General features: G+C 49.9%; 18 protein-coding genes and 1 pseudogene. 8 read left to right on the forward strand and 11 right to left on the reverse strand.

Annotated elements, in window-relative coordinates; translation table 11 throughout:
- Window positions 1-7: 7 nt before the first annotated feature.
- From KRAC_RS71495 to KRAC_RS21505, 7 genes and pseudogenes are all read right to left on the reverse strand, one after another.
- Window positions 8-268, reverse strand: coding sequence for a hypothetical protein (locus tag KRAC_RS71495; RefSeq protein ID WP_157506926.1), 261 nt, complete (start codon window positions 266-268; stop codon window positions 8-10).
- Window positions 259-2,637: pseudogene (locus tag KRAC_RS21480) on the reverse strand (type I restriction-modification system subunit M). Before KRAC_RS21480 ends, KRAC_RS71495 begins: the two are co-directional and overlap by 10 nt.
- A 292-nt stretch (window positions 2,638-2,929) precedes the next feature.
- The gene (locus KRAC_RS21485; protein WP_007910681.1) at window positions 2,930-3,250 is read right to left on the reverse strand and encodes a helix-turn-helix domain-containing protein; all 321 of its coding nucleotides are present in this window, start codon (window positions 3,248-3,250) and stop codon (window positions 2,930-2,932) included.
- A 237-nt stretch (window positions 3,251-3,487) separates the two neighbouring features.
- Window positions 3,488-3,838, reverse strand: coding sequence for a type II toxin-antitoxin system RelE/ParE family toxin (locus KRAC_RS79620; protein ID WP_007910682.1), 351 nt, complete (start codon window positions 3,836-3,838; stop codon window positions 3,488-3,490).
- Window positions 3,839-4,349: 511 nt separating this feature from the next.
- Window positions 4,350-4,988: a hypothetical protein gene (locus KRAC_RS21495; RefSeq protein ID WP_007910683.1), complete on the reverse strand. Its 639-nt coding sequence runs from the start codon at window positions 4,986-4,988 to the stop codon at window positions 4,350-4,352.
- Window positions 4,989-5,013: 25 nt separating this feature from the next.
- Window positions 5,014-5,391 carry a hypothetical protein gene (locus tag KRAC_RS21500; RefSeq protein WP_040443982.1) on the reverse strand — a complete coding sequence of 126 codons (378 nt, stop codon included), beginning with the start codon at window positions 5,389-5,391 and terminating at the stop codon, window positions 5,014-5,016.
- Between the two features lie 166 nt (window positions 5,392-5,557).
- Complete coding sequence (locus KRAC_RS21505; RefSeq protein WP_007910685.1) at window positions 5,558-6,394, reverse strand: tyrosine-type recombinase/integrase; 837 nt, start codon at window positions 6,392-6,394, stop codon at window positions 5,558-5,560.
- 373 nt (window positions 6,395-6,767) lie between these two features.
- Here KRAC_RS21505 and KRAC_RS21510 point away from each other — a divergent pair, with 373 nt between their 5' ends.
- From KRAC_RS21510 to KRAC_RS21520, 3 genes are all read left to right on the forward strand, one after another.
- On the forward strand, window positions 6,768-7,688 hold the full coding sequence (locus KRAC_RS21510; protein WP_007910687.1) for a hypothetical protein: 921 nt from the start codon (window positions 6,768-6,770) through the stop codon (window positions 7,686-7,688).
- A gap of 292 nt (window positions 7,689-7,980) precedes the next feature.
- The gene (locus tag KRAC_RS21515; protein ID WP_007910688.1) at window positions 7,981-8,511 is read left to right on the forward strand and encodes a hypothetical protein; all 531 of its coding nucleotides are present in this window, start codon (window positions 7,981-7,983) and stop codon (window positions 8,509-8,511) included.
- Between the two features lie 366 nt (window positions 8,512-8,877).
- Window positions 8,878-9,327, forward strand: coding sequence for a DUF1801 domain-containing protein (locus tag KRAC_RS21520; RefSeq protein WP_007910692.1), 450 nt, complete (start codon window positions 8,878-8,880; stop codon window positions 9,325-9,327).
- Window positions 9,328-10,247: 920 nt separating this feature from the next.
- Here the strand turns inward: KRAC_RS21520 and KRAC_RS21525 are convergent.
- Window positions 10,248-10,844, reverse strand: a complete 597-nt coding sequence (locus tag KRAC_RS21525; protein WP_007910694.1) for a recombinase family protein — start codon at window positions 10,842-10,844, stop codon at window positions 10,248-10,250.
- 395 nt (window positions 10,845-11,239) lie between these two features.
- Between KRAC_RS21525 and KRAC_RS21530 the strand changes: the two genes are divergently transcribed.
- The 5 genes from KRAC_RS21530 (at window position 11,240) to KRAC_RS21555 (ending at window position 17,021) form a co-directional block, all read left to right on the forward strand.
- Window positions 11,240-13,351, forward strand: a complete 2,112-nt coding sequence (locus KRAC_RS21530) for an NACHT domain-containing protein (protein ID WP_169460925.1) — start codon at window positions 11,240-11,242, stop codon at window positions 13,349-13,351.
- A gap of 122 nt (window positions 13,352-13,473) precedes the next feature.
- A complete protein-coding gene (locus KRAC_RS21535) occupies window positions 13,474-13,896 on the forward strand; it encodes a hypothetical protein (protein ID WP_007910697.1) in 423 nt (140 codons plus the stop codon).
- Between the two features lie 42 nt (window positions 13,897-13,938).
- Window positions 13,939-14,166 carry a hypothetical protein gene (locus tag KRAC_RS21540; protein ID WP_007910698.1) on the forward strand — a complete coding sequence of 76 codons (228 nt, stop codon included), beginning with the start codon at window positions 13,939-13,941 and terminating at the stop codon, window positions 14,164-14,166.
- A 669-nt stretch (window positions 14,167-14,835) separates the two neighbouring features.
- Window positions 14,836-15,441: a dihydrofolate reductase family protein gene (locus tag KRAC_RS21550; protein WP_007910699.1), complete on the forward strand. Its 606-nt coding sequence runs from the start codon at window positions 14,836-14,838 to the stop codon at window positions 15,439-15,441.
- A gap of 626 nt (window positions 15,442-16,067) precedes the next feature.
- On the forward strand, window positions 16,068-17,021 hold the full coding sequence (locus KRAC_RS21555; protein ID WP_007910708.1) for a GNAT family N-acetyltransferase: 954 nt from the start codon (window positions 16,068-16,070) through the stop codon (window positions 17,019-17,021).
- Between the two features lie 97 nt (window positions 17,022-17,118).
- Here the strand turns inward: KRAC_RS21555 and KRAC_RS21560 are convergent, their stop codons facing one another.
- From KRAC_RS21560 to KRAC_RS71500, 3 genes are all read right to left on the reverse strand, one after another.
- Window positions 17,119-17,532 carry a nucleotide triphosphate diphosphatase NUDT15 gene (locus tag KRAC_RS21560; RefSeq protein WP_007910710.1) on the reverse strand — a complete coding sequence of 138 codons (414 nt, stop codon included), beginning with the start codon at window positions 17,530-17,532 and terminating at the stop codon, window positions 17,119-17,121.
- Window positions 17,533-18,024: 492 nt separating this feature from the next.
- On the reverse strand, window positions 18,025-18,648 hold the full coding sequence (locus KRAC_RS21565; protein WP_007910712.1) for a dihydrofolate reductase family protein: 624 nt from the start codon (window positions 18,646-18,648) through the stop codon (window positions 18,025-18,027).
- 33 nt (window positions 18,649-18,681) lie between these two features.
- On the reverse strand, window positions 18,682-18,840 hold the full coding sequence (locus KRAC_RS71500; RefSeq protein ID WP_157506932.1) for a hypothetical protein: 159 nt from the start codon (window positions 18,838-18,840) through the stop codon (window positions 18,682-18,684).
- Window positions 18,841-18,914 lie beyond the last annotated feature (74 nt).

An 18,914-nucleotide genomic window follows, 5' to 3' on the forward strand; every position in this document is an offset into this window, starting at 1 on the left:
AATCGCCCTAGCTTAACTTAAACATTTCCAGTTCGACTTTTGAAAGCCGGATGTAGTCTAAGTCGCCTAAGTCGACATGTCCATCCTGCAAATTATTCATCTTTAGGATCGGAACAGAATAGTTTCCTCCTAATGAGGAGCTGATTCCGTATTGAGAGGATGATGTAATTTCCCCCAATGAGCGCATTTGCCAATTATCAGGAAATGAACTGAAGCCACCTTGTCTATTTTTATCTGTTGTCTGTTGAGTTGAGTCTGTTATTGCCATACAAACCCCATCTTTCTCAAGTGCTCATCCACTCTATCGCTCAAGATCTCAACATCTTCCGAGAGTTTGGGTAGTGGCGACTCATAGCGCTCGGCCAGCTCTTTGATGCGGCCGGTCAGGGCTTGCGAGACGCGGTTTAGCTCGCTCTGCACGTCGGCTGCGAGGGATGTTAGCCATTTGTCGTCGACGACGAGGGTTTTGACTTCGTCTGTGCTCAGTTTGGCGTATTTGAGGGTGACGCTGGCATCGAGATTTTTGAGGGCGGTGCGGACCTTTTTGCCCGCCTCGGCCTCTTTATTGAGCAGGTTGAGGTAGGTATTGAGCATGGAGCGCTCATCCTCGGCGTCGGGGGCGGCGAGAATGTCGAGCAGGCGCGTATTGATGCTGGCCTTCGTGATCTTGCCCTTCTCGTTGTGGGCCTCTTCGAGCAGGCCGCCCTCGGCACCGTGCTCCTCCTCCAGCTCTTCTAGCTGGCGCGTGATCTCATCCCTGGCGGCTTCCAGTTGCTCGATATGTGCTTGCTCGACGGCGAAGTAGCGTTTGATGATGAGCGGGGGCGGAACCAGGTCGCGATTGGCCTGCCAGCCATCCTGGGCGATAACGTAGACATCGTCCTGCATGACATCGGACCAGTAGCTCATCATGTGCTGGTAGACATCATATTTATCAATCAGACGAGCCTCGGCGAAGATGCTCAAAATATCCTCGGATATCTCTTCAATGACCTGCTTCGGCTTGCTCTCTTTGTTCAGGCTCGTGAGACGGGGCTTATTGCGTGCCTGCCATTGCTCAAAGAGGGCCGTTATTGTCTGTGTATAGATCACAAACTCGGGATGGGTAAAGATTGTGGACTTGATCTCATCCTGCTCAACGTTGAGCTGGCTATAACCCGGACGCGGTCCCGCGCTGAAGAGCTGTTGCTTGAGTGTGGGAAATATCTGCCAGTAATCTCCCAAGGCCTCAATATCACGGTTAGGGATGTCGCCTAGCAGATGGGCCTCGATGTCGTGTAGATCTTCGGGCTCGCTGCTATCGATGTAGCGTGGAATGTTGAGGTTATAGTCGTTGGCCTCGATCTCTGCTAGGCTCACCATACGCGAGTATTTCGGCAGCTCGATCTGGCGATTAAAGATATCTACGATCTTATGAAGATCTTGATGGCGCAAACGGTTTTTGTTGCCATCCTTCATAAAGCCCTTGCTGGCATCGATCATAAAGATACCGCGACGACCGGCGGCATTCTCCTTATCGAGAACAATAATACAGGCCGGGATACCCGTGCCATAAAAGAGGTTTGGTGGCAGACCAATAATGCCCTTGATGTACCCCTTGCCGACAATATTCTCGCGGATCTCGGCTTCGCCATTGCCACGAAAGAGGACGCCGTGCGGGAGAATGATCGCACCTTTCCCAGTACTCTTGAGCGAGCGTAGAATGTGTTGCAGGAAGGCATAGTCACCATTTTTGCGCGGAGGTACGCCATCCTCAAAACGTGCATATACATCATTATCTGGATCAAAACCAGTGCCCCACGCCTTATTGGAGAAAGGAGGATTGGAGACGACGAAGTCAAAGCGCTTGAGATCACTACTCGCTGGATTATGGCCTTCACCCTCTTTATAGTAAGGCCTAGAGAGCGAGTTGTCGCGCCAAATAGTTGCTGCTGGTTGATTATGCAGAAACATGTTCATCTGAGCCAGTGCAGCGGTTGCGTTATCCATCTCCTGCCCATAGATGGTTATGCCAACTGGGGACTCATCAGCAGCCTTGAGCAGCAGGGAGCCGGAGCCACAGGTAGGGTCATAAATCGTCTGGCTCTAGCTCTTCGCCTTGCTCATACCAATCACCTTTGCCATCACGCGAGAGACTTCAGCAGGAGTGTAAAACTGCCCTTTGCTCTTTCCCGATTCAGTGGCAAAGTGGCGCATCAAATACTCATAAGCATCGCCAAGAAGATCATCTCCTTCGGCGCGGTTCTTGCGAAAATCGAGGGCGGGATTCGCGAAAATAGCCACCAGGTTGGAGAGGCGGTCCTGCATCTCTTTCCCTTTGCCCAGTTTGTCGGCATCATTGAAGTCAGCTACATCGATCACGCCTTTAAGGTTATTGGCCTCAGCAAGCTTGGCAATAATCTTATTGATCTTGTCGCCAATCTCTTTATCGCCTTTGAGCGCAATCAAGTCATTGAAACTGCACCCTTCAGGAACTTCGATGAGCGCATCGGGCTGACCCGCGTACTTGTCGGAGACATACTTCAGAAAGAGCAAGACAAGCACATAATCTTTATACTGCGAGGCATCCATCCCGCCACGCAATTCATCACAGCTTTTCCACAGCGAGCTATAGAGCTCACTTTTCTTAATTGCCATTGGAAACCTTCTCCACTAACTTTCTCTGGTCTTTTATTATAGAGCTTTGCAACCTGTTGTGTCTATTATTGCGCTACTTAAAGGGATATTGCAATCCTTATAAATGAGCGAACGTGTCATAGCCTACACGCGTTCCTGCTCATTGGGACGATCTGACTTTTCTGCGACGAGTTTTTGCCAGTCATTCTCGCTTAACGGGAATTGTGGAGGCAAGGGAGTAAAAAAAAAAGGCCCCGTCACACTAACGGGGCCTGGAGGTATTTTATGGCTTCTTGCAAAAGCCATTGAGTTGCTAGACAAGCGATACTTGAAGCTTTTTACCAAGAACATGAGCATATTGTTGGAGTAAATCAAAAGTACACGCACGATAGCCTAGTTCTTCTAACTGTACAATTTGTGATTTAGGTACTTTTAAACGTTTCGCGATGGCTGCCTGTGTTATACCAGCATCCAGGCGTGCTTCAACAAGTTCAAGTAGTATATCGAACTCGTTAGCAACTTCTTCATAAGCAGATCGAGCTTCAGGCGTGGACAGCAAGTTATGCTTCCATTCTAGATAGAGCTGCTCACCACTTTTAAATTTGTTGCTATCTCCCTGGACAAATTCCTGCATTGCAGTTTCTCTTTCACCTAGCACTGATGTTGACACAAGACAAACGCATATACCTGTAATTGTACAATTGCTTCACCACAAGTCGCCTGTCTAGCAATAAGTATACCTCCAAATTAGTTTTGCACCAACATACTCTACTCTTGAGGAGACCTTGTATCTACTGCTTGCTTAATAGGCTTGCGTAAGTTTGAGAAGTAGGAAGAGAAAACGAATTTTCGCTCCCTACTTCAACTCCCGTCAGACGCTTAAAAGATAGTCCTTGTATCTTTGCTGCGCCAACCGGATAAAACGTGGTGGGATGCCGCCATTTGTTTTCTTGAGAAAGCCATGGAGTATAACAATATGTCGATCTTCATAAAAGAAGATGAGACGACAGGAATTGGTTGCGAAAACTCTGAGTTCCCAGAGCTTTGTACTCTCAATACGAGAGACCATTGAGCGGGGGGGAGTGCCATTTTCCAGATGCTCTAAAGCGCGTAAGATGGCGCATTGATCTCTCTTTTGAAGGCTCTTGATGAACTCCAATGCTGGACTGGAACCATTAGCATTTTCATAGTAAGCAATGTTCCATGTCTGGCTTTCGTCCAAGTCTGCATGCCTTTCTACTATTGGAGTTTAGATAAAATTGTCAAGTTCTAGTCTGGCTTCATAAGGATTTTGTCTAAACTCCAAACTCTAAGCAAAACAGTATAATACAGATACTTCACTAGCTTCTCCTGGCTAGTAAGGTTATTGTCAGCAAGAGAGAAGTTAGAACGTGAAGAGTATTGTATGTTTGTTCAGGTGCGTGATTCAGGCTAAACGCCTGAGGTAAATTATAACATTTCAATGTTTGACCTGCAAGAATTACGGACGTGATGCAGGGCTTTGTCGCCGGAGGAGAACGAGACAAAGCAGCGGTAATTGCAGGACTCACGCTTCCCCAAAGCAACGATTAGGTTGCATAATGCACCCGTCTCTCGGATTACGATCACATCAAAGGAGTTAGGGAAGGCTAGTTCTGCGGAGCCGGGAGGAAGAGATAGGGAACTCCGATCATTGTATAGTAAACCAGCAACGCGCTCCTGACGCTACCATCGTCAAATGGATACTTGAGGGCTTAGGTGGTTTTCAAAAGCCCTACCTTGCGCAACGCATCCTGAACATTCCATTGGTCTGGATACCACATGACCAGTTTTTCGCGCCCCTCCTTCCCCCGTCGTTCACATTTCATGGCAACCCAAACCGTCTGCTCATTGTGAGTAGCTGCAAGGGCCTGCATGGTTTCTTTGGCATCATTCCACCCATATGTACGCGCCTGTTCCTGCCATATGCCCTTTTCCCCTTGTTTCTTTTCCAAGCTCCGGATGCTGAAGGGATACCAGAGCGAGATCTCCCTCCACTCCTCGTTGCTCAGGGGACACTCGACACGAAACGGGTTTTCCGCATCACGTGGCGACCAAAGTGAGGTGAGGGCCTTGGGCGCAGGCGGAGGAGGCCCATCGAGGGTACGAATGACCTCATCGGGTTGCACCATACCTGCTCGTGGCCCATCATGTCGGCGCAGCGGCCCATAGCGTTTGACATCAATTACTTGTTTGTCTGGGTATGAGGGGCTAGAAATCACCCGTACCCGTTCGACTCTTGCCACACGCACCTGACGGAGATGGCGGTATTCAATAAATGTGCCGGGTGCGAGGGTAATGTCATCGCGGTTCCAGAGGGACCAGGTTTCTTGTGGTTGCTGTTTTTTGCTCATGCTTCGTTTCCTTTGTGCCAGGTTGCTAGGACGATTTCAGGAGGCCAGCCTGGCGCAGCGTTGCCAGGACATGCTCTTGATTTGGGTGCCAGAGCACCGGCCTCTCGCGGACCTGGTCGCCGGAACAGTCGTATTCCATCACGCACCAGCAGGCTGATTTGTCTTGCTTGCCATGCTGCGCCAGTGCTTGCATCACACCTTGTGCTTTGTCGAGTGTCGTTGTACGCGCTTTCTCGCTCCATTTCGCTTCATTGTTCCATTTATAGTGGTTGAGAACCCTAACGCTGTAGGGAAACCCACGGGCGATGCGTCGCCATTCGTCCTCATGAATCAGGTGCCAGTTGTAAAAAGGGCTCTTGTCGTCGTTTGGCGACCACCCCTGTTGTTGCATGTCTTCTTCCACGATAATTTCCGCCCTCTTCTCAAGCCATTTCACACGCATTTCGCGCTATAAGCCAAAATTGGCTCTCAAGGTCGTAGGGTCGTTTGATGCCCGAAATTGTCGCTTGTAGCGCGTTGGTTTGTGCTCGGATAACTCCGAGCACTCCGCTATCTCTGAGTTCTGGGCGCTATCCCTGAATATCTTTGAGCTTGCGTTTGACGGCCTCGCGGCTAACTTGCGTGTAGCGTATGGTGGTCGCGATTGCAGGCGTGCCCGCCTTCGTGATGTGGCCCAGGTAGTATGCCACCTCTTCGAGCGACCACCCGGCAGCGCGTGCGCGATGGGCAAAGTCATGTCTCAGATCATGAAACGTGACATCGTTGATAAGTTCGTACTCGGCTGCGCGTGCCAGGGATTTGAGTTGCTGCCACCATTGATGGATGCCGTCTTCGCTCCAGCGCCAGCCGTCGACTTCTCCAGCACTCACACGCTTTTTTGCACGCTGACTGGTAAAGGCATAGGCACTCTCTTTGCGTATCCCCTGCTCCAGGTATTCATGGAGCAGACGACGAGCGCCGTTGGTCAGGTCGATGGTACGTGTCTTGCCGCCTTTGTGCCCAACGGTGATCACGCCAGCCTTCCCGGTGACACGCACCTGGTCGAGCTGGAGCCAGGACACATCACTCACCCGGCAACCTGCCCAGTAGCCGAGGGCAAACACGGCCTTGCCGCGCAAGTCGCCTTCGCGCTCAATGAGATTTGCGAGGACATAGCGTTGATCTTCGGAGAGCTCACGTGGCGCGAGCAGGGCTTGCGCGGGAATGGCGATATGGCGCGTGGGGTTGCGGTCGAGCAACTGCTTCTCTTCTTGCAACCAGGTGCAAAAACCAGAGAGAGCCGCCTTGGCTTGCTTTTTCGCGCTGGAGCTGGACAGGGCCGCCAAAAAAAACTCGATGGAGGTGCGGGTGATCTCCTGGGGATGAAATTGCTGATAGTTGCCTGGTCGTTGGGCGAGCCAGGTCACATACTATATTATGCCATGAGTTTTCTGTAGCTGAGTATAGCGGATTTTCTCTCATTCGTCTATACTGAATGTCTATCTAGACGTTTTATTCGGAATGGTCGAATAGGTGTGCCTACTGTAAATCCCAACATTGAGCGGGAGAAATCTGCATAACTTTGTGGGCCATTATAGGCTCAGGGGTCTCTCTCCAGACCAACTGCTCGCCCAAGATAGTTACGCAAATTTCTCCCGCTCAATGTTGGATTTACAAATAGCAGGTTAAAAAGACGGTGGGGAGCACAGAAACCGCCAGAGAAAGTCCCTTCTCTAATATCCGCATATATGCTATATTCTTCTCTATAATTGCAATCCACTGGATAGGAAGGTAGCAGAGATGGCGAAAAAGCAAAAAAGTCGCCCCAAAAAGCATCACCATTCCCACAAACGAATAACACGCCTCAATACTTGGACACGAGATGAAAATGTTCCCTTTGCAGAAACAGAGTATCCCTTTGAACATGCGGTTGCAGTAGGCGAATACAGTGAGCTTTTTCAAAGGGATATGGGGCCAGGTCTTATCCTGTATCCTAGCACCATTTGTCTTTCCCGTCAGGACTCACAGGACTCTACTGTACTGGCACTTCTTGGTGAGCATTTCCGCGAATTTCACTCCGAAGAAATGCCCTGGCTGAGCATGTCAACAGAGAAAATGTGTGCAGCAATGCTGGTGCGGGATGTTGAGGAGCTGAACGAAACCTTGACTCACCTAGCAGGGAAGGGCTTCCTTGACCTTGATCTCTCACTACCTGATACGTACCGCTATCGTTTGAATGTTCGTGCTGTACGAAAAGCAAAAAATGCTTGTTTTAAGCAAATGAATCCATTAGAGCAGATTGAGCATGATTATGTGCTTCGGTTCCCAGATATAGAGACCCAGCAGCTCGCGTTTACCCTGATCTGCGAGCGAAGTCGTTATCAGGGATATATCCTTGTCACTGCCTGGCACCTCTCTTTGAGAGATACGCCCTGGTTTACGAAACATACCACGGGAAAATTAGACTATCTACGTGCAGAGGAAATTTTTACATTTTTACCTGCCTCTATATCGGATGAGGAGCAACAGCAGCAAGCACTTGGTCAGCTGGTAAAAAGAGGGTTTCTCAGGATGAGACTTCAGGGCCAACTGCGTGAGTACCGCCCTAACGTTGTTGAGATGTGGGAAGCACTGAGCAAACTTCCCCAGGAGCTACCGAGTATAGAGGCAGTGGGTGGCTATGTAGACGGCGAGGATAATCTCTCAGAAGAGGATGAGTAAAAGTGGCTCGATAGTGCCACATAGGATAGATACACCAACATTGAGCGGGAGAAATTTGCGTAGCTATCTTGGGCAAGCAGTTGGTCTGGAGAGAGACCCCTGAGCCTACAATGGCCCACAAAGTTATGCAGATTTCTCCCGCTCAATGTTGGGATTTACAATTAAAGCGAGAATGGGAAAGAACATTTCAAACAAGGAGTTCGCTTTTCTTTTCTCATTTCTTGCTGTAGCGGTCATGAGTTTGATTATGCTTTGGGCCATAACGAACTACAAAGCATAGAAAGAGGGGTATATGCACAATACAAAATTGCAAGGATTGCTGATTAATCAAGACGTTCTAGATGATCTTGGGAAACAAATAGGGGTGAGGTTTATCGATCCTGACAGGATTCTCGCTAGAAGATACTCACTTCCAAGAGAAACACGAGGGCATTTGGAACGATTTCACACAAGTCTTAGCGATGATGATAATACTGAGTTTTTAGTGGAATCAGAGACAGATGAAGAAGGGCAGGTAAAAACCTATATCTTCAGGCGTATTCATAAGCTAAAAAAATCAAATCGTATTCCTGAAAGATTCGCTTTTGACAATCCAGATGGCCCAACACTCTCAAAAGGGCAATCGATAATTTTACTTGTGGGACGTTACCAACTGGAAGGAAAAGTTGATGGATATGATGAGGACAGTTATTGCTTTGTCCCTGATGAGGGAGAATATAGATTAGGGTATATCTCTTTGGAAATCTTCATGGAAGTGCTTGATTGGGAATGCCTGATTTATCGAAGACTGCCAAACGGGGATTTTGTTTTGTCTGCTGAGTAAAAGGTGTAAATCCCAACATTATTGGTAAATGGCGCGAATGTTCGACGATTTTTGAGGCGAATGGTAGGAAATCGGCGCGAAACATGGGAATCGACCTTGTAGGCTTCCATAACATGGCTTGAGAAGCGGGCTGTTGTGCGCAGATGTTGTGCATTCGTAGAAGAACGACGGAGAGTGCCTTTCATCAGCACCCAGGCAAGAGTCGGGCCGAGGATTTGAGCAAGATCGGAGAAGTTCTTTTCGTGCCCTCATGCTATGCTCGCGAAAGCGAGCAACGTTCATCATGTGAAGCCGAGGAGAGAAGAAACGCTGCGTCCGCTTTGTCACAGATACAGGAACACGAAATCCAAAGGAGAGACCTGGAGTATGGACAACATTCCTGCTCAAAACTCTGGCTCAGTCGAAGACTACCTTGCTTCGCTCGACGAGCAAACGAGAAAAGAGAGCCATGTGCTGATTGAAATGATGCAACGAATAAGTGGGCATGAGCCAAAGCTGTTGAATGTAGGGACTCTTGGGTTTGATACCTACCATTACAAATACGACAGTGGGCGCGAAGGCGACAGTCATGTTCTTGGCTTTTATCCGAGAAAAGGAAAGATCACCGTTTATCTTATGGATGGTACGGCACGCTACTCGGAATTGCTGGCCAAGTTGGGGAGACATACAACTACCGGATATTGTGTGTACATCAAGCGGCTCAGCGATGTAGAGCTGCCAATCCTTGAGCAAATCGTGCAACAGTCTTATGAGTACATCAAGTCACTGTCCCAAGACGGGCCTATAGACCGAATAATATGGCAAACGGAAAAATAGGCGTTTCTGCCTCAATGGAACTCCCCCTTCTTCTTTTCTGACCAACAGGTAATCTCATCTCTGATGTGGTGTAAACGTGTAGATCCCAGAATCGAATGGGAGAACATTGAGTAAAGGAAGCGGGTAGTTCTTTCTGAAACAAGAAAGAACTACCCGCTTCCTTGGGCAGATTCGGCTTCACTTCATTCTAGGATCTCCAGGTTAAGCGTCGGTTGCTCTTGTTGCCGATTGCTTGCATTACCAGAACTGGAGTACCGTCACCCGCTTCCCAAGCCATGTTATGGAAGCCTACAAGGTCGATTCCCATGTTTCGCGCCGATTTCCTACCATTCGCCTCAAAAATCGTCGAACATTCGCGCCATTTACCAATTATCCTGGTGAAAGTCCAATAATTATTCTGGTGAACAAGCGGTTCAGTGGAGTCTGCCCACCAGGATAATTGTTGGAAAAGGACCAGTTTAATGTTGGGATTTACACCTTACCCTACCAGACCTGGCGGGCATTTCTCGGCAATTAATCGAGCGATGCTGGGCAGCACAACAAAAGAGGCTCTCTCCTGGATTAGAGGAGCCTCTTTTGTTAATCTGTTTTATGTATCAGGATAGGGATGCTCAGGTAGTTTTTACAAGCCCTGCCCGCCGCAATGCGTCTTCTACATTCCATTGGCTCGGATACCACTGCACGGGTTTTTCACGCCCCTCTTTGCCACGCAGCTCGCTCTTCATCACAACCCAACAGAAATTATCGGGGTCATAATTTGGCGCTCAAGGTCATAGAGTACCGGGCCTCTCGTTTGAGGCCCGAAATTTTCGCTTCTAGCGCGTTGATTTGCGCTCGGGGATATCCGGGCACTCGGATATCTCCGAGTTCCAGGCACTATCCTTGTTGTAACACGTCCACACTCTTTCCCTCTCAGGTAGTTACTCAATCCCATGCTGCTTCAGCCAGTGGCTCAGGTTTCGCCGTGTCGTGCCATACCGCTGCGCAATCCAGGTCTTGGTTGACCCATTCTTGATCAAAGCGCGAATTTCCGCCTCGTATTCATCAAGCTTACTCTTGCCTATCCCTTTGGGACGGCCCAGCGGCATTCCCTGCTGCTTTCGAGCGGCAAGGGCCTCGGTGGTACGCTGCGAGATGAGGTCACGCTCAATCTCGGCCGCCATCGCAAAGGCCATGGCAACGATCTTGCTCTGGATAGAATTGTCGAGCTGCCAGTTGCCTTTGACGGCGTAAATACGCACATTCTTCTGCATGGCCAGGGAGAGAATCTCCATACACTCCAACATGCTGCGTCCCAGGCGCGACAATTCGCTGACGATAATGGCATCGCCCTCTTGTGCCTGCTCCAGCACACCGGCAATTTGCCGCTTACGCCAGGAAACTTTACCGGAGATTTTCTCTTCTACAAACTCAACATGCCCGAGGCGTTTCTCATGGGCCAGTCTGAGAATATCTGTTTTATTCTTGTCCAGATCCTGATCGAGTTTCGACACGCGTAGGTAAGCAAACGTCTGCATCCTTCTTTTTCCTCACTTCTTCCCTGCTGGGTATGAAAACCTCATTTCATGAGTTATTTTACCCGAAAGTGAGTAAAAATACCAGTGTCTTCCATGTCCGAAACTGGGAAAGGAAAACGATCGTTTTCTCTTCCCACATTGGCGTCATGGTCGGGCGAAAAGGGGCAATTTTCACTCCAAATCGCACTGGTCAGGTGGTGACGATGGCTCTCGGATGTGCTACAGGTTTTCGCAAACGGTGAAGTGCCGAACAGAGCATGGTCGCTCAATAGAAAACTCCTCTTAATAAATGAAGAGGAGTTTTATTAGGTATGTGGTTTTTGCTGCTTCTGTCCGTCTATTTCAAGAGAAGCAACAGAAGCAACAAAAACGATTGGGAAGGGAGTAAACCGTCGATGTCCGAGCAGCAACACACCACACCTCGTCAGTATGAGGTTCCCTGGTGGGTGCATTTCTGTCGTTGGCTCTGGAAGTGCACAGGCTTTCTGGGAACCTCCGTTATCCTGGCCCTGGCCGTCAATGTTGTCTCAACCTGGCTCACGACATCGAAAGGTGCTCTTCCTGATGACGCCCCGCTTCACCTTTTAGTCGTGTTCTGGCCCATCACTGTCTCCGTCGGCTGCTGTTTGCTCCTGCTGGCAGTCCTCTTCTGGGTGATAAGTCAGAGGGCTACCTCCACAAGCGAATCCCCACTTCCTATCACTCCACAGGACCGCACGCGCCTGGTCAAGCGTCTTCGTTTACGCTATGAGCAGATGCTTCAACAGTCGTTGCAGGGAGCTGTTCAGATCGAACTGGGACTTATGTCTCGACCCACTGCTATTCAGAACTCAGCCCTCCTTGCACTGCGTCTGCCAGAGCAAGCGGATCAGGTGCTTCCTGCACATACCTCTATTGTTGATGTCTATGAGCGAGCCAATCAGGAGTTGCTGATTCTGGGGGAACCAGGCGCGGGCAAATCGACCCTGCTCTTGGAACTGGCCCACGCTCTTGTTGCACAGGCAGATCAGGATGCTACCTCTCCATTGCCCGTGTTGCTTCCCCTCTCCACCTGGGTCACCAAACAACCTCCGTTGCAGGACTGGCTTATTGAGCAGTTTGCATTGATCTATGATGTTCATCGCACGTTGAGCCGTCAGTGGATTGAGGCAAAACTAGTACTGCCCTTGCTCGATGGCCTGGATGAGATGGACGAAGCTGCGCGTCCGGCCTGCGTTGTGGCGATCAACACCTATCATCGTGAACATCTCTCTCCCCTGGTGGTCTGTAGTAGAACCAGCGAGTATGAGCAAGCCACGCTCCATGAGCGGTTGGCGTTGGATACCGCCGTCGTAGTGCAGCCGCTCTTATCAGCAGAGGTGAATGCGTACCTTGCCACCCTGGGCAAGCCACTTGCGGCATTACACACGGCATTCAAGAAAAACCCGACGCTCCTTGAGTTGGCAACGACACCGTTGATGTTGCAGATCCTGATCTTAACCTATACTGGGACAACAGTACGACAACTTTCTCAGAAAGCTCCAGACCTTCAGCGTCAGATCTGGGAAGCATTTATCGAGCGCATGATCGAACACAAGGGCAACAGGGCACGTTATCCCTTGGATCGCACATGTTCCTGGCTACAATTCCTCGCACAATATATGCGTCAACAGAACCAAACGATCTTTTTTCTGGAACTGCTGCAATCAGACGCTCTTCCCAAACCCCACAGGAATCTCTATAGGTGGAGCATTGTTCTGGTCCCCTTGCTGGTCGTCGGACCGGTCGTTGGAACGGTCGCCGGGCTGTTCTATGGGCTGACCTCCGGGCTATTCTATGGGCTGACCTCCGGGCTATTCGTCGGGCCGGTCGTCGGGCTGATCAGATGGCTACGCACGCATCAAGAAAGTGAGATACAACTAGCAGAAAAACTATCAATTTCTTGGGAAAGATATTTATATTCGCTGCTCGGAGGGCTGGTCGTCGGGCTGCTCTTCGGGCTGCTCTTCGGGCTGACCTCCGGGCTGGGCGGAGGGCTAAATGCAGTGCTGATCGGAGGGCTGGTCGTCGGGCTGGAAAGTGAGCAATTCTCTGAGCGTCAGACATTTACTCCTAATGAGGGGATCAAGCGTTCCTTCAAGAACGGATTATGGAGTCTATTGTTCTTCGGGCTGCTCATCGGACTGCTCTACGGACTGATCAACGGGCTGCTCTTCGGGCTGACCTTCGAACTATTCGTCTGGCTAGTCTTCGGACTGTTCGTCGGGCTGCTCTTTGGACTGATCAACGGGTTGTATGCTGTTCTCCAACACTACACCCTTCGATTTTGGCTCTGGTCTCTGCGCCTCTTTCCCTTGAAAGCTGTTCCCTTCCTTGAAGACGCCACCGCTCGTATTCTCTTACGGCGTGTTGGAGGCGGGTATAAATTCACGCACGGATTGTTGATGGACTACTTTGCCGATCTGGACACAACATCGCCTGTTCCAGCAACAGAGACACAGCCTGGGCAACAGTCTCCTCCGTGGTGATGAGCACAGGGATACTTTTGCAGTGGTCCATTCGTCCCACTGGCACCATTGACAACGCTCAACCTGCAACTTGATCGTTCTGCATAGAGAAGAAGCATGTTTTAGCCTGGAGGAGAAAATCTATGCCGAAACCACAGTGGCGCCCTATTAGTTTCCTTTCAATGCTGGCCACGCATATAGATGGGATGTTAGAGGCCGACCAAGAGCAATATCAAACGCTGCTGGAGGCGAAGGGCAAGCCTCATATCCTCGACGACTACACTGTCGGCAGAGTGAAGAACGCCTTCACCACCGCGAAGAATGACTTACCCCTTTTTGATGAGCAACTACGACGTTGGGGAGCGGAAAAGACGACGGACGCCCAGCGCCAGGAAATTATTCGACTCAAGGAACAAATGCGAAAGTTACACGAGGTCGTTGACCAGGTGCTCCAGTTAGCCGATGGGCTGGCAAAGGGCACGATTGAGAAACAGCTCGCAAAATCTGATGAGGAGTTAGGTATAGAGTATCTTATGAGAATGCTTGGTGGCGAGCAGAAGTTATAGGTGCAAACGTATTGCTGCTAGCAAACAAGGAAAGACAAACCGATGCCTTCAGCAGATAGTATGTATGAGCAAGCAGCGCAGGCAGCAAGGGCCAGCCGAGGGACGCTCTGGTATCTTGATAAAAAGCTTTCCGAGGGAGAGATTACGCTACCAGAAAATCTCTCGATACGCATGTGGATTTTCACAATGAAGCACCGGCTCGCTGGCCATATGGGCTACGAAATTGTCGTCTGGAATCGAACCCGCTTTATTTCCATCGAAATGCAGTAAACCATCATGCCGATTGAAGGAAGGTTTGTCGCTTTCGGAAGATGAGTTTGTCGTTCGCTCAAAAATCCGTCTCAACGAGCCTAAGAAGCGGACTCACACATCTTGACTCTGTTTCGCATCGGGTTTTGCGATAAGATAATCCATATGGGCTCCTGCGGCCTGGGAAGCTTCTGTAAACGGATAACACCGTCTGCGACAAACCTATCTTCCGAAAGCGACAAACCTTGAATCTTACGCAAGTTTGCTGATTCAAGTGGTAAATAGAGCGAATGTTCGACGGTTTTTGAGGCGAATGGTAGGAAATCGGCGCGAAACATGGGAATCGACCTTGCAGACCTCCGTAAAATGGCTTCAGAAGCGGGCTGTTGCACACAGATGTTGTGCATTCGTAGGAGAGCGACTTCCGTTAGCACCCATGCTAGGCTTTCGTCAAGCCAGGTCAGGCGCGTCGGCTGATCTTTCCCAGGCAAGAGTCGGGCCGAGGATGTGAGCAAGATAAGAGAAGTTTTTTTCTTGCTCTGCCAATAGAATAGAGAGACGTGCAACTTGCAAGAACATCTCCGCTCTCCATCGGTCATGCCGAATGCAAGAGGGAGAGAAAAGAAAGGAAACACCGATGAACACACGTGATCAGCACCAAAGGTCGCCAGATGGTGGAGGAACTCGGTCATGAGAAAAGTTATTGTACTTGAATTCGTCACCCTTGATGGTGTCATACAAGCCCCAGGCGGGCCAGAGGAAGATACCAGTGGTGGCTTCGCGTATGGCGGGTGGGTGGCTCCCTATGACGACGATGTTGCTGGAACCGTCATGGATAAGCAGATGAACCTGCCGTTTGATCTGTTGTTAGGGCGCAAAACCTTTGAAATTTGGGCACCGTTCTGGCCGCAACATGCGGACGGATGGCCCGGCGTCATGTCAGCGACCAAGTACGTCGCCTCGAATTCCATGACTTCTAGCGAATGGCAGCCCTCCGTGTTTTTAGGCGGAGACATTGCGGAAAAAGTCAGCAAACTCAAGCACCAGCCAGGGCCGGATTTGCACGTGTACGGCAGTGCAAATCTCCTTCAGACGCTGATGAAGCATGATTTGGTCGATGCGTTCTGGCTCAAGATATTTCCGCTGACGTTGGGCAGCGGAAAACGGTTGTTTACCGATGGCACCATCCCGGCGGCGTTCAAGGTGACGGAGAGCCAGGTCTCCCCAAGTGGCATCATTCTCGTGAATTACGAGCGTGCCGGCGCGGTTACAACCGGCTCGCTGTCCGGAAGCTGACATCCCTGAGGTCGCGAGGAGCCTTCCCAAACCCACACGTGCTTCGACCACGCATCACGTGCGAACGGGGGAAAATCGGCAGAGTGGTGAACAGCAATGCGAGGAGGCGCGCCTGTGCCGATTTTCCCCGTCGCTTTTTCGAGCCGTGAGATGCTGGTCAAGCGTCAGTTTCTCTTGTTGCCGATTGCTTGTATTACCAGAAGCTGAAACAGCTTGTGGAGAGCATCTATCGCTTAGAGTATGTTCTGCCCCTGTCAATCTAGTGACCCTTTGTATGAATGGGCTAGGGGATTACCAGTACTCACAGAACTGGAGCAAGGTCATGAAACTGAGGGAGACAGAGCAATGTTCACCTTTTCTCCAGCAGTTTCAGACGAGTTTACAAGATAGACAAGGAGATAAAGCTGTAATTTGACCCATAAATTCGCCAAAAGGGGGAGATATGCGTCATGAGTAGAAATTGGCGAATTTATGATTCTTACGCAAGTTTGCTGAGACCGAAATTGTAAAATTGCAAGCCGAGATACACTTGCGACAAAAGCGTACTTTATGCTAGTATGCTATTCCAACTTTTAATGGTCTAAAAATGTATTTCCCCTGTTTTTCACCACTTGAGGAGAGTTTGCATGTCTGCTTCGTTGCGCCTTTTTGCTCCTGCTGATTATGCCGCTCTGTGCGATATCCAGAACGCTGTCTATTCGGAAGCGTCAGTAACTGTGGAGGAAGTGCGTCTGGCTGATGATTTACGTGATCCCATGTGCAAGCACCGGCGCTGGATGGTTGAGGTGGAGGAGCGGCCTGTCGCCTGGGGCGAATATACCCAGAGGATTCATAAATATCATCCACATAAATTCTTTCTCAATCTTTTTGTGCTCCCGACATATCAGAACCAGGGCATTGGTTCGAAACTCTATACACATATGCTAGAAGCTTTGCAGCCATTTGAACCTGTGCAAATCAGGACGCAGACACAGGAGGATCAATCCCAGTCTGTCCGCTTTTTGCAGCAGCGCGGCTTTCGTGAGGAGCAGCGCAAATGGGAATCGCGGCTGGACCTTACAACCTTTGATCTCGGGCCTTATCTCGAAGTGGAACAGCGCTTAAGCGAACAGGGAATTGTCCTGAAAACGTTGGAAGAACTGGCGGGTGACCCGGAACGCGATCGCAAGCTGTATGCATTAGATTGGCAAATACGCCAGGATGTCCCGGCAACTGAACCACGCAGCCCTATCAGCTTTGAACTCTTTTGCGCTCGCTTCCTGTATCATCCCGAAATTTTACCAGAAGCTTTTATTGTCGCGGTGCATAATGGCGAGTATGTTGGCCTCTCATTTATGGGCGCTCAACCGAGCAGCAAGCTGATTTCCACCGGTCTCACTGGAACGTTGCGCTCTTACCGGTGCATGGGCATTGCTACCGCGTTAAAGCTGCGCGGCATACGCTACGCCCAGCAGCATGGCTATACCGTACTGCGTACGGTTAATGATGCATTGAATGCTCCCATGCTCTCCATTAACATGCGTATGGGGTTTGTGAAGCATGAACAACTGGCGATTTTATATTTCGTGAAAGACTGCTAGCTCGTTGAAGAATTTCATTTATCAGCAAACTTGCGTAAGTTCCAATTTATGGGTCAAAAAAACTAATCTTGTGGTCTTTGAGAAAACCAATACGCTCTCAGTCTTCTTTGCCGAGAATATATCCTTGGGAGAGCAAATGCTCTAGCGGGAGAAACCGTGGGGTTGGTAAGTCACTCCAGGAGAACCATCCGACCTCTGACATCTCACGAGCAGAATTGACCCGTGCTTCTCCAGAAGCATACGTTCCCTCCATCCAAATGGTCACGTAATGCTTTCCCTCCTCCTCAAAAATATCGTTGGTGATCGTGCGAAAGGTAAGGTCGGTAATCTGCACCCCAACCTCTTCCTCCGCTTCACGAATGGCGCACTCCTCTGGTGATTCACCATACTCTAAATGGCCTCCAGGCATGGACCAGGTTCCATCTCCATGAGAGTTCTGGCGCTTCATGAGAAGCACTTGATCGTCGTTTCTAATAATTACTCCAACACCTACAGAGGGGTGCTTTGTCATTTCTTCGATATCCTGGCGCTTTTGTATCATAAATCTTGCCCATGATTGGCTTGAAAAGCGCGTCGAAGCGATTTTTGAGCCAAATCTCTCGCTCATAAAATGGCGCGACATCTTACCTCATCTATTTGGCGCTGTCCGGAAGTGATGCGCATGATCGATTTCTCTCGCATAAAATGGCGTGCATCTCTCGGAAACCGCACTGCGAGCAGCATGATCTTTTTGTTAGCATAAAATGGCGCAAGGTTGAAAAAAGATGAGCTAAAGAGCAAAACAGCCTCCAAAGCTTCGGTGTAAATGTCACGCCAGATTATACGAGAAAGTGCATTTTTATTACTTGTTTTGTACATTTATACCACGCCAAGAATGATGTTAAACCGACAATTTTATCTAATAAATGACAAAAAGTCCAATCCAGTGTTGTCGAGAGTCTGTCTGGCTGCCTGACGGAAGGGTCGCAGGCAGGCCATCCCGACCGATTGGAGACGCCAAGACTTATTTGACGATACGGAAGGTGAGGTGAGTTACTCCAGTTGAGGGGATGATGCTGGTGCTTTTCAGCTCGATGGGCGCATCGAGGGTATCGAACATGCGCACGCCAGCGCCAAGCAGGTAGGGCACCAGATCGACATGGATCTCGTCCACCAGCCCCGCCCGCAGGCACTGATGAAGAATGGTAGTGGAGGCGATGGCTACCTTTTTGTCGCCGGCGATGGCTTTGGCTTGCTCGATGGCGCTTTCTATGCTATTGGTGAAGGTGACGGGCCAATCTGCCTTGACCCATTCTGGCGCGGGTCGATGGGTCACTACCACAACTGGCGCATTCACAGGGTGCTTACCTCCCCATCCATGTGTCATCTCGAACAATCTTCGCCCCGCTACCAGTGCCCCTATCTGCTCAATTGCCTCCTCAAATACCTCAACGCTCTTCTCTGAAACCTTGAGTTCTATATCTCCATCGCCTTTTGATGCGGTAAGATTCGTGTTGCCGCTCGTCATCCACTTGAAAACGAGCGAAACATCATCGTCTGGTCCGGCAACATAGTGTAAATTTTGGAATTCCGTGAGCGGAAATATGATAATTCTGTGAGCGGTCGGCTCTACTGGGAGAGAGAGCATCCTATTGGTTCCTTGCGTATGGGAGAGAGCTTGTCATGACGGAACCGTCTGTCCCACTTCCCGCCCTTTCAGAGGACCAAAGAGCACAAGCACACACCCGATTGACGATCCATTCATTCGGCTCTGGAAGATGGCGTCACCCAGGCCCAGATGGCGCATACCCACAACCATCAAAGAAGCTGAACCGCTCATCTAATTGTCAAAATTCCCGTTCACGGAATTCCAAAATTTACACCTGGGTTAAATCTCTAAGCCAGGCGCTATCT

The organism is Ktedonobacter racemifer DSM 44963 (assembly GCF_000178855.1).
Classification (GTDB): Bacteria; Chloroflexota; Ktedonobacteria; order Ktedonobacterales; family Ktedonobacteraceae; genus Ktedonobacter; species Ktedonobacter racemifer.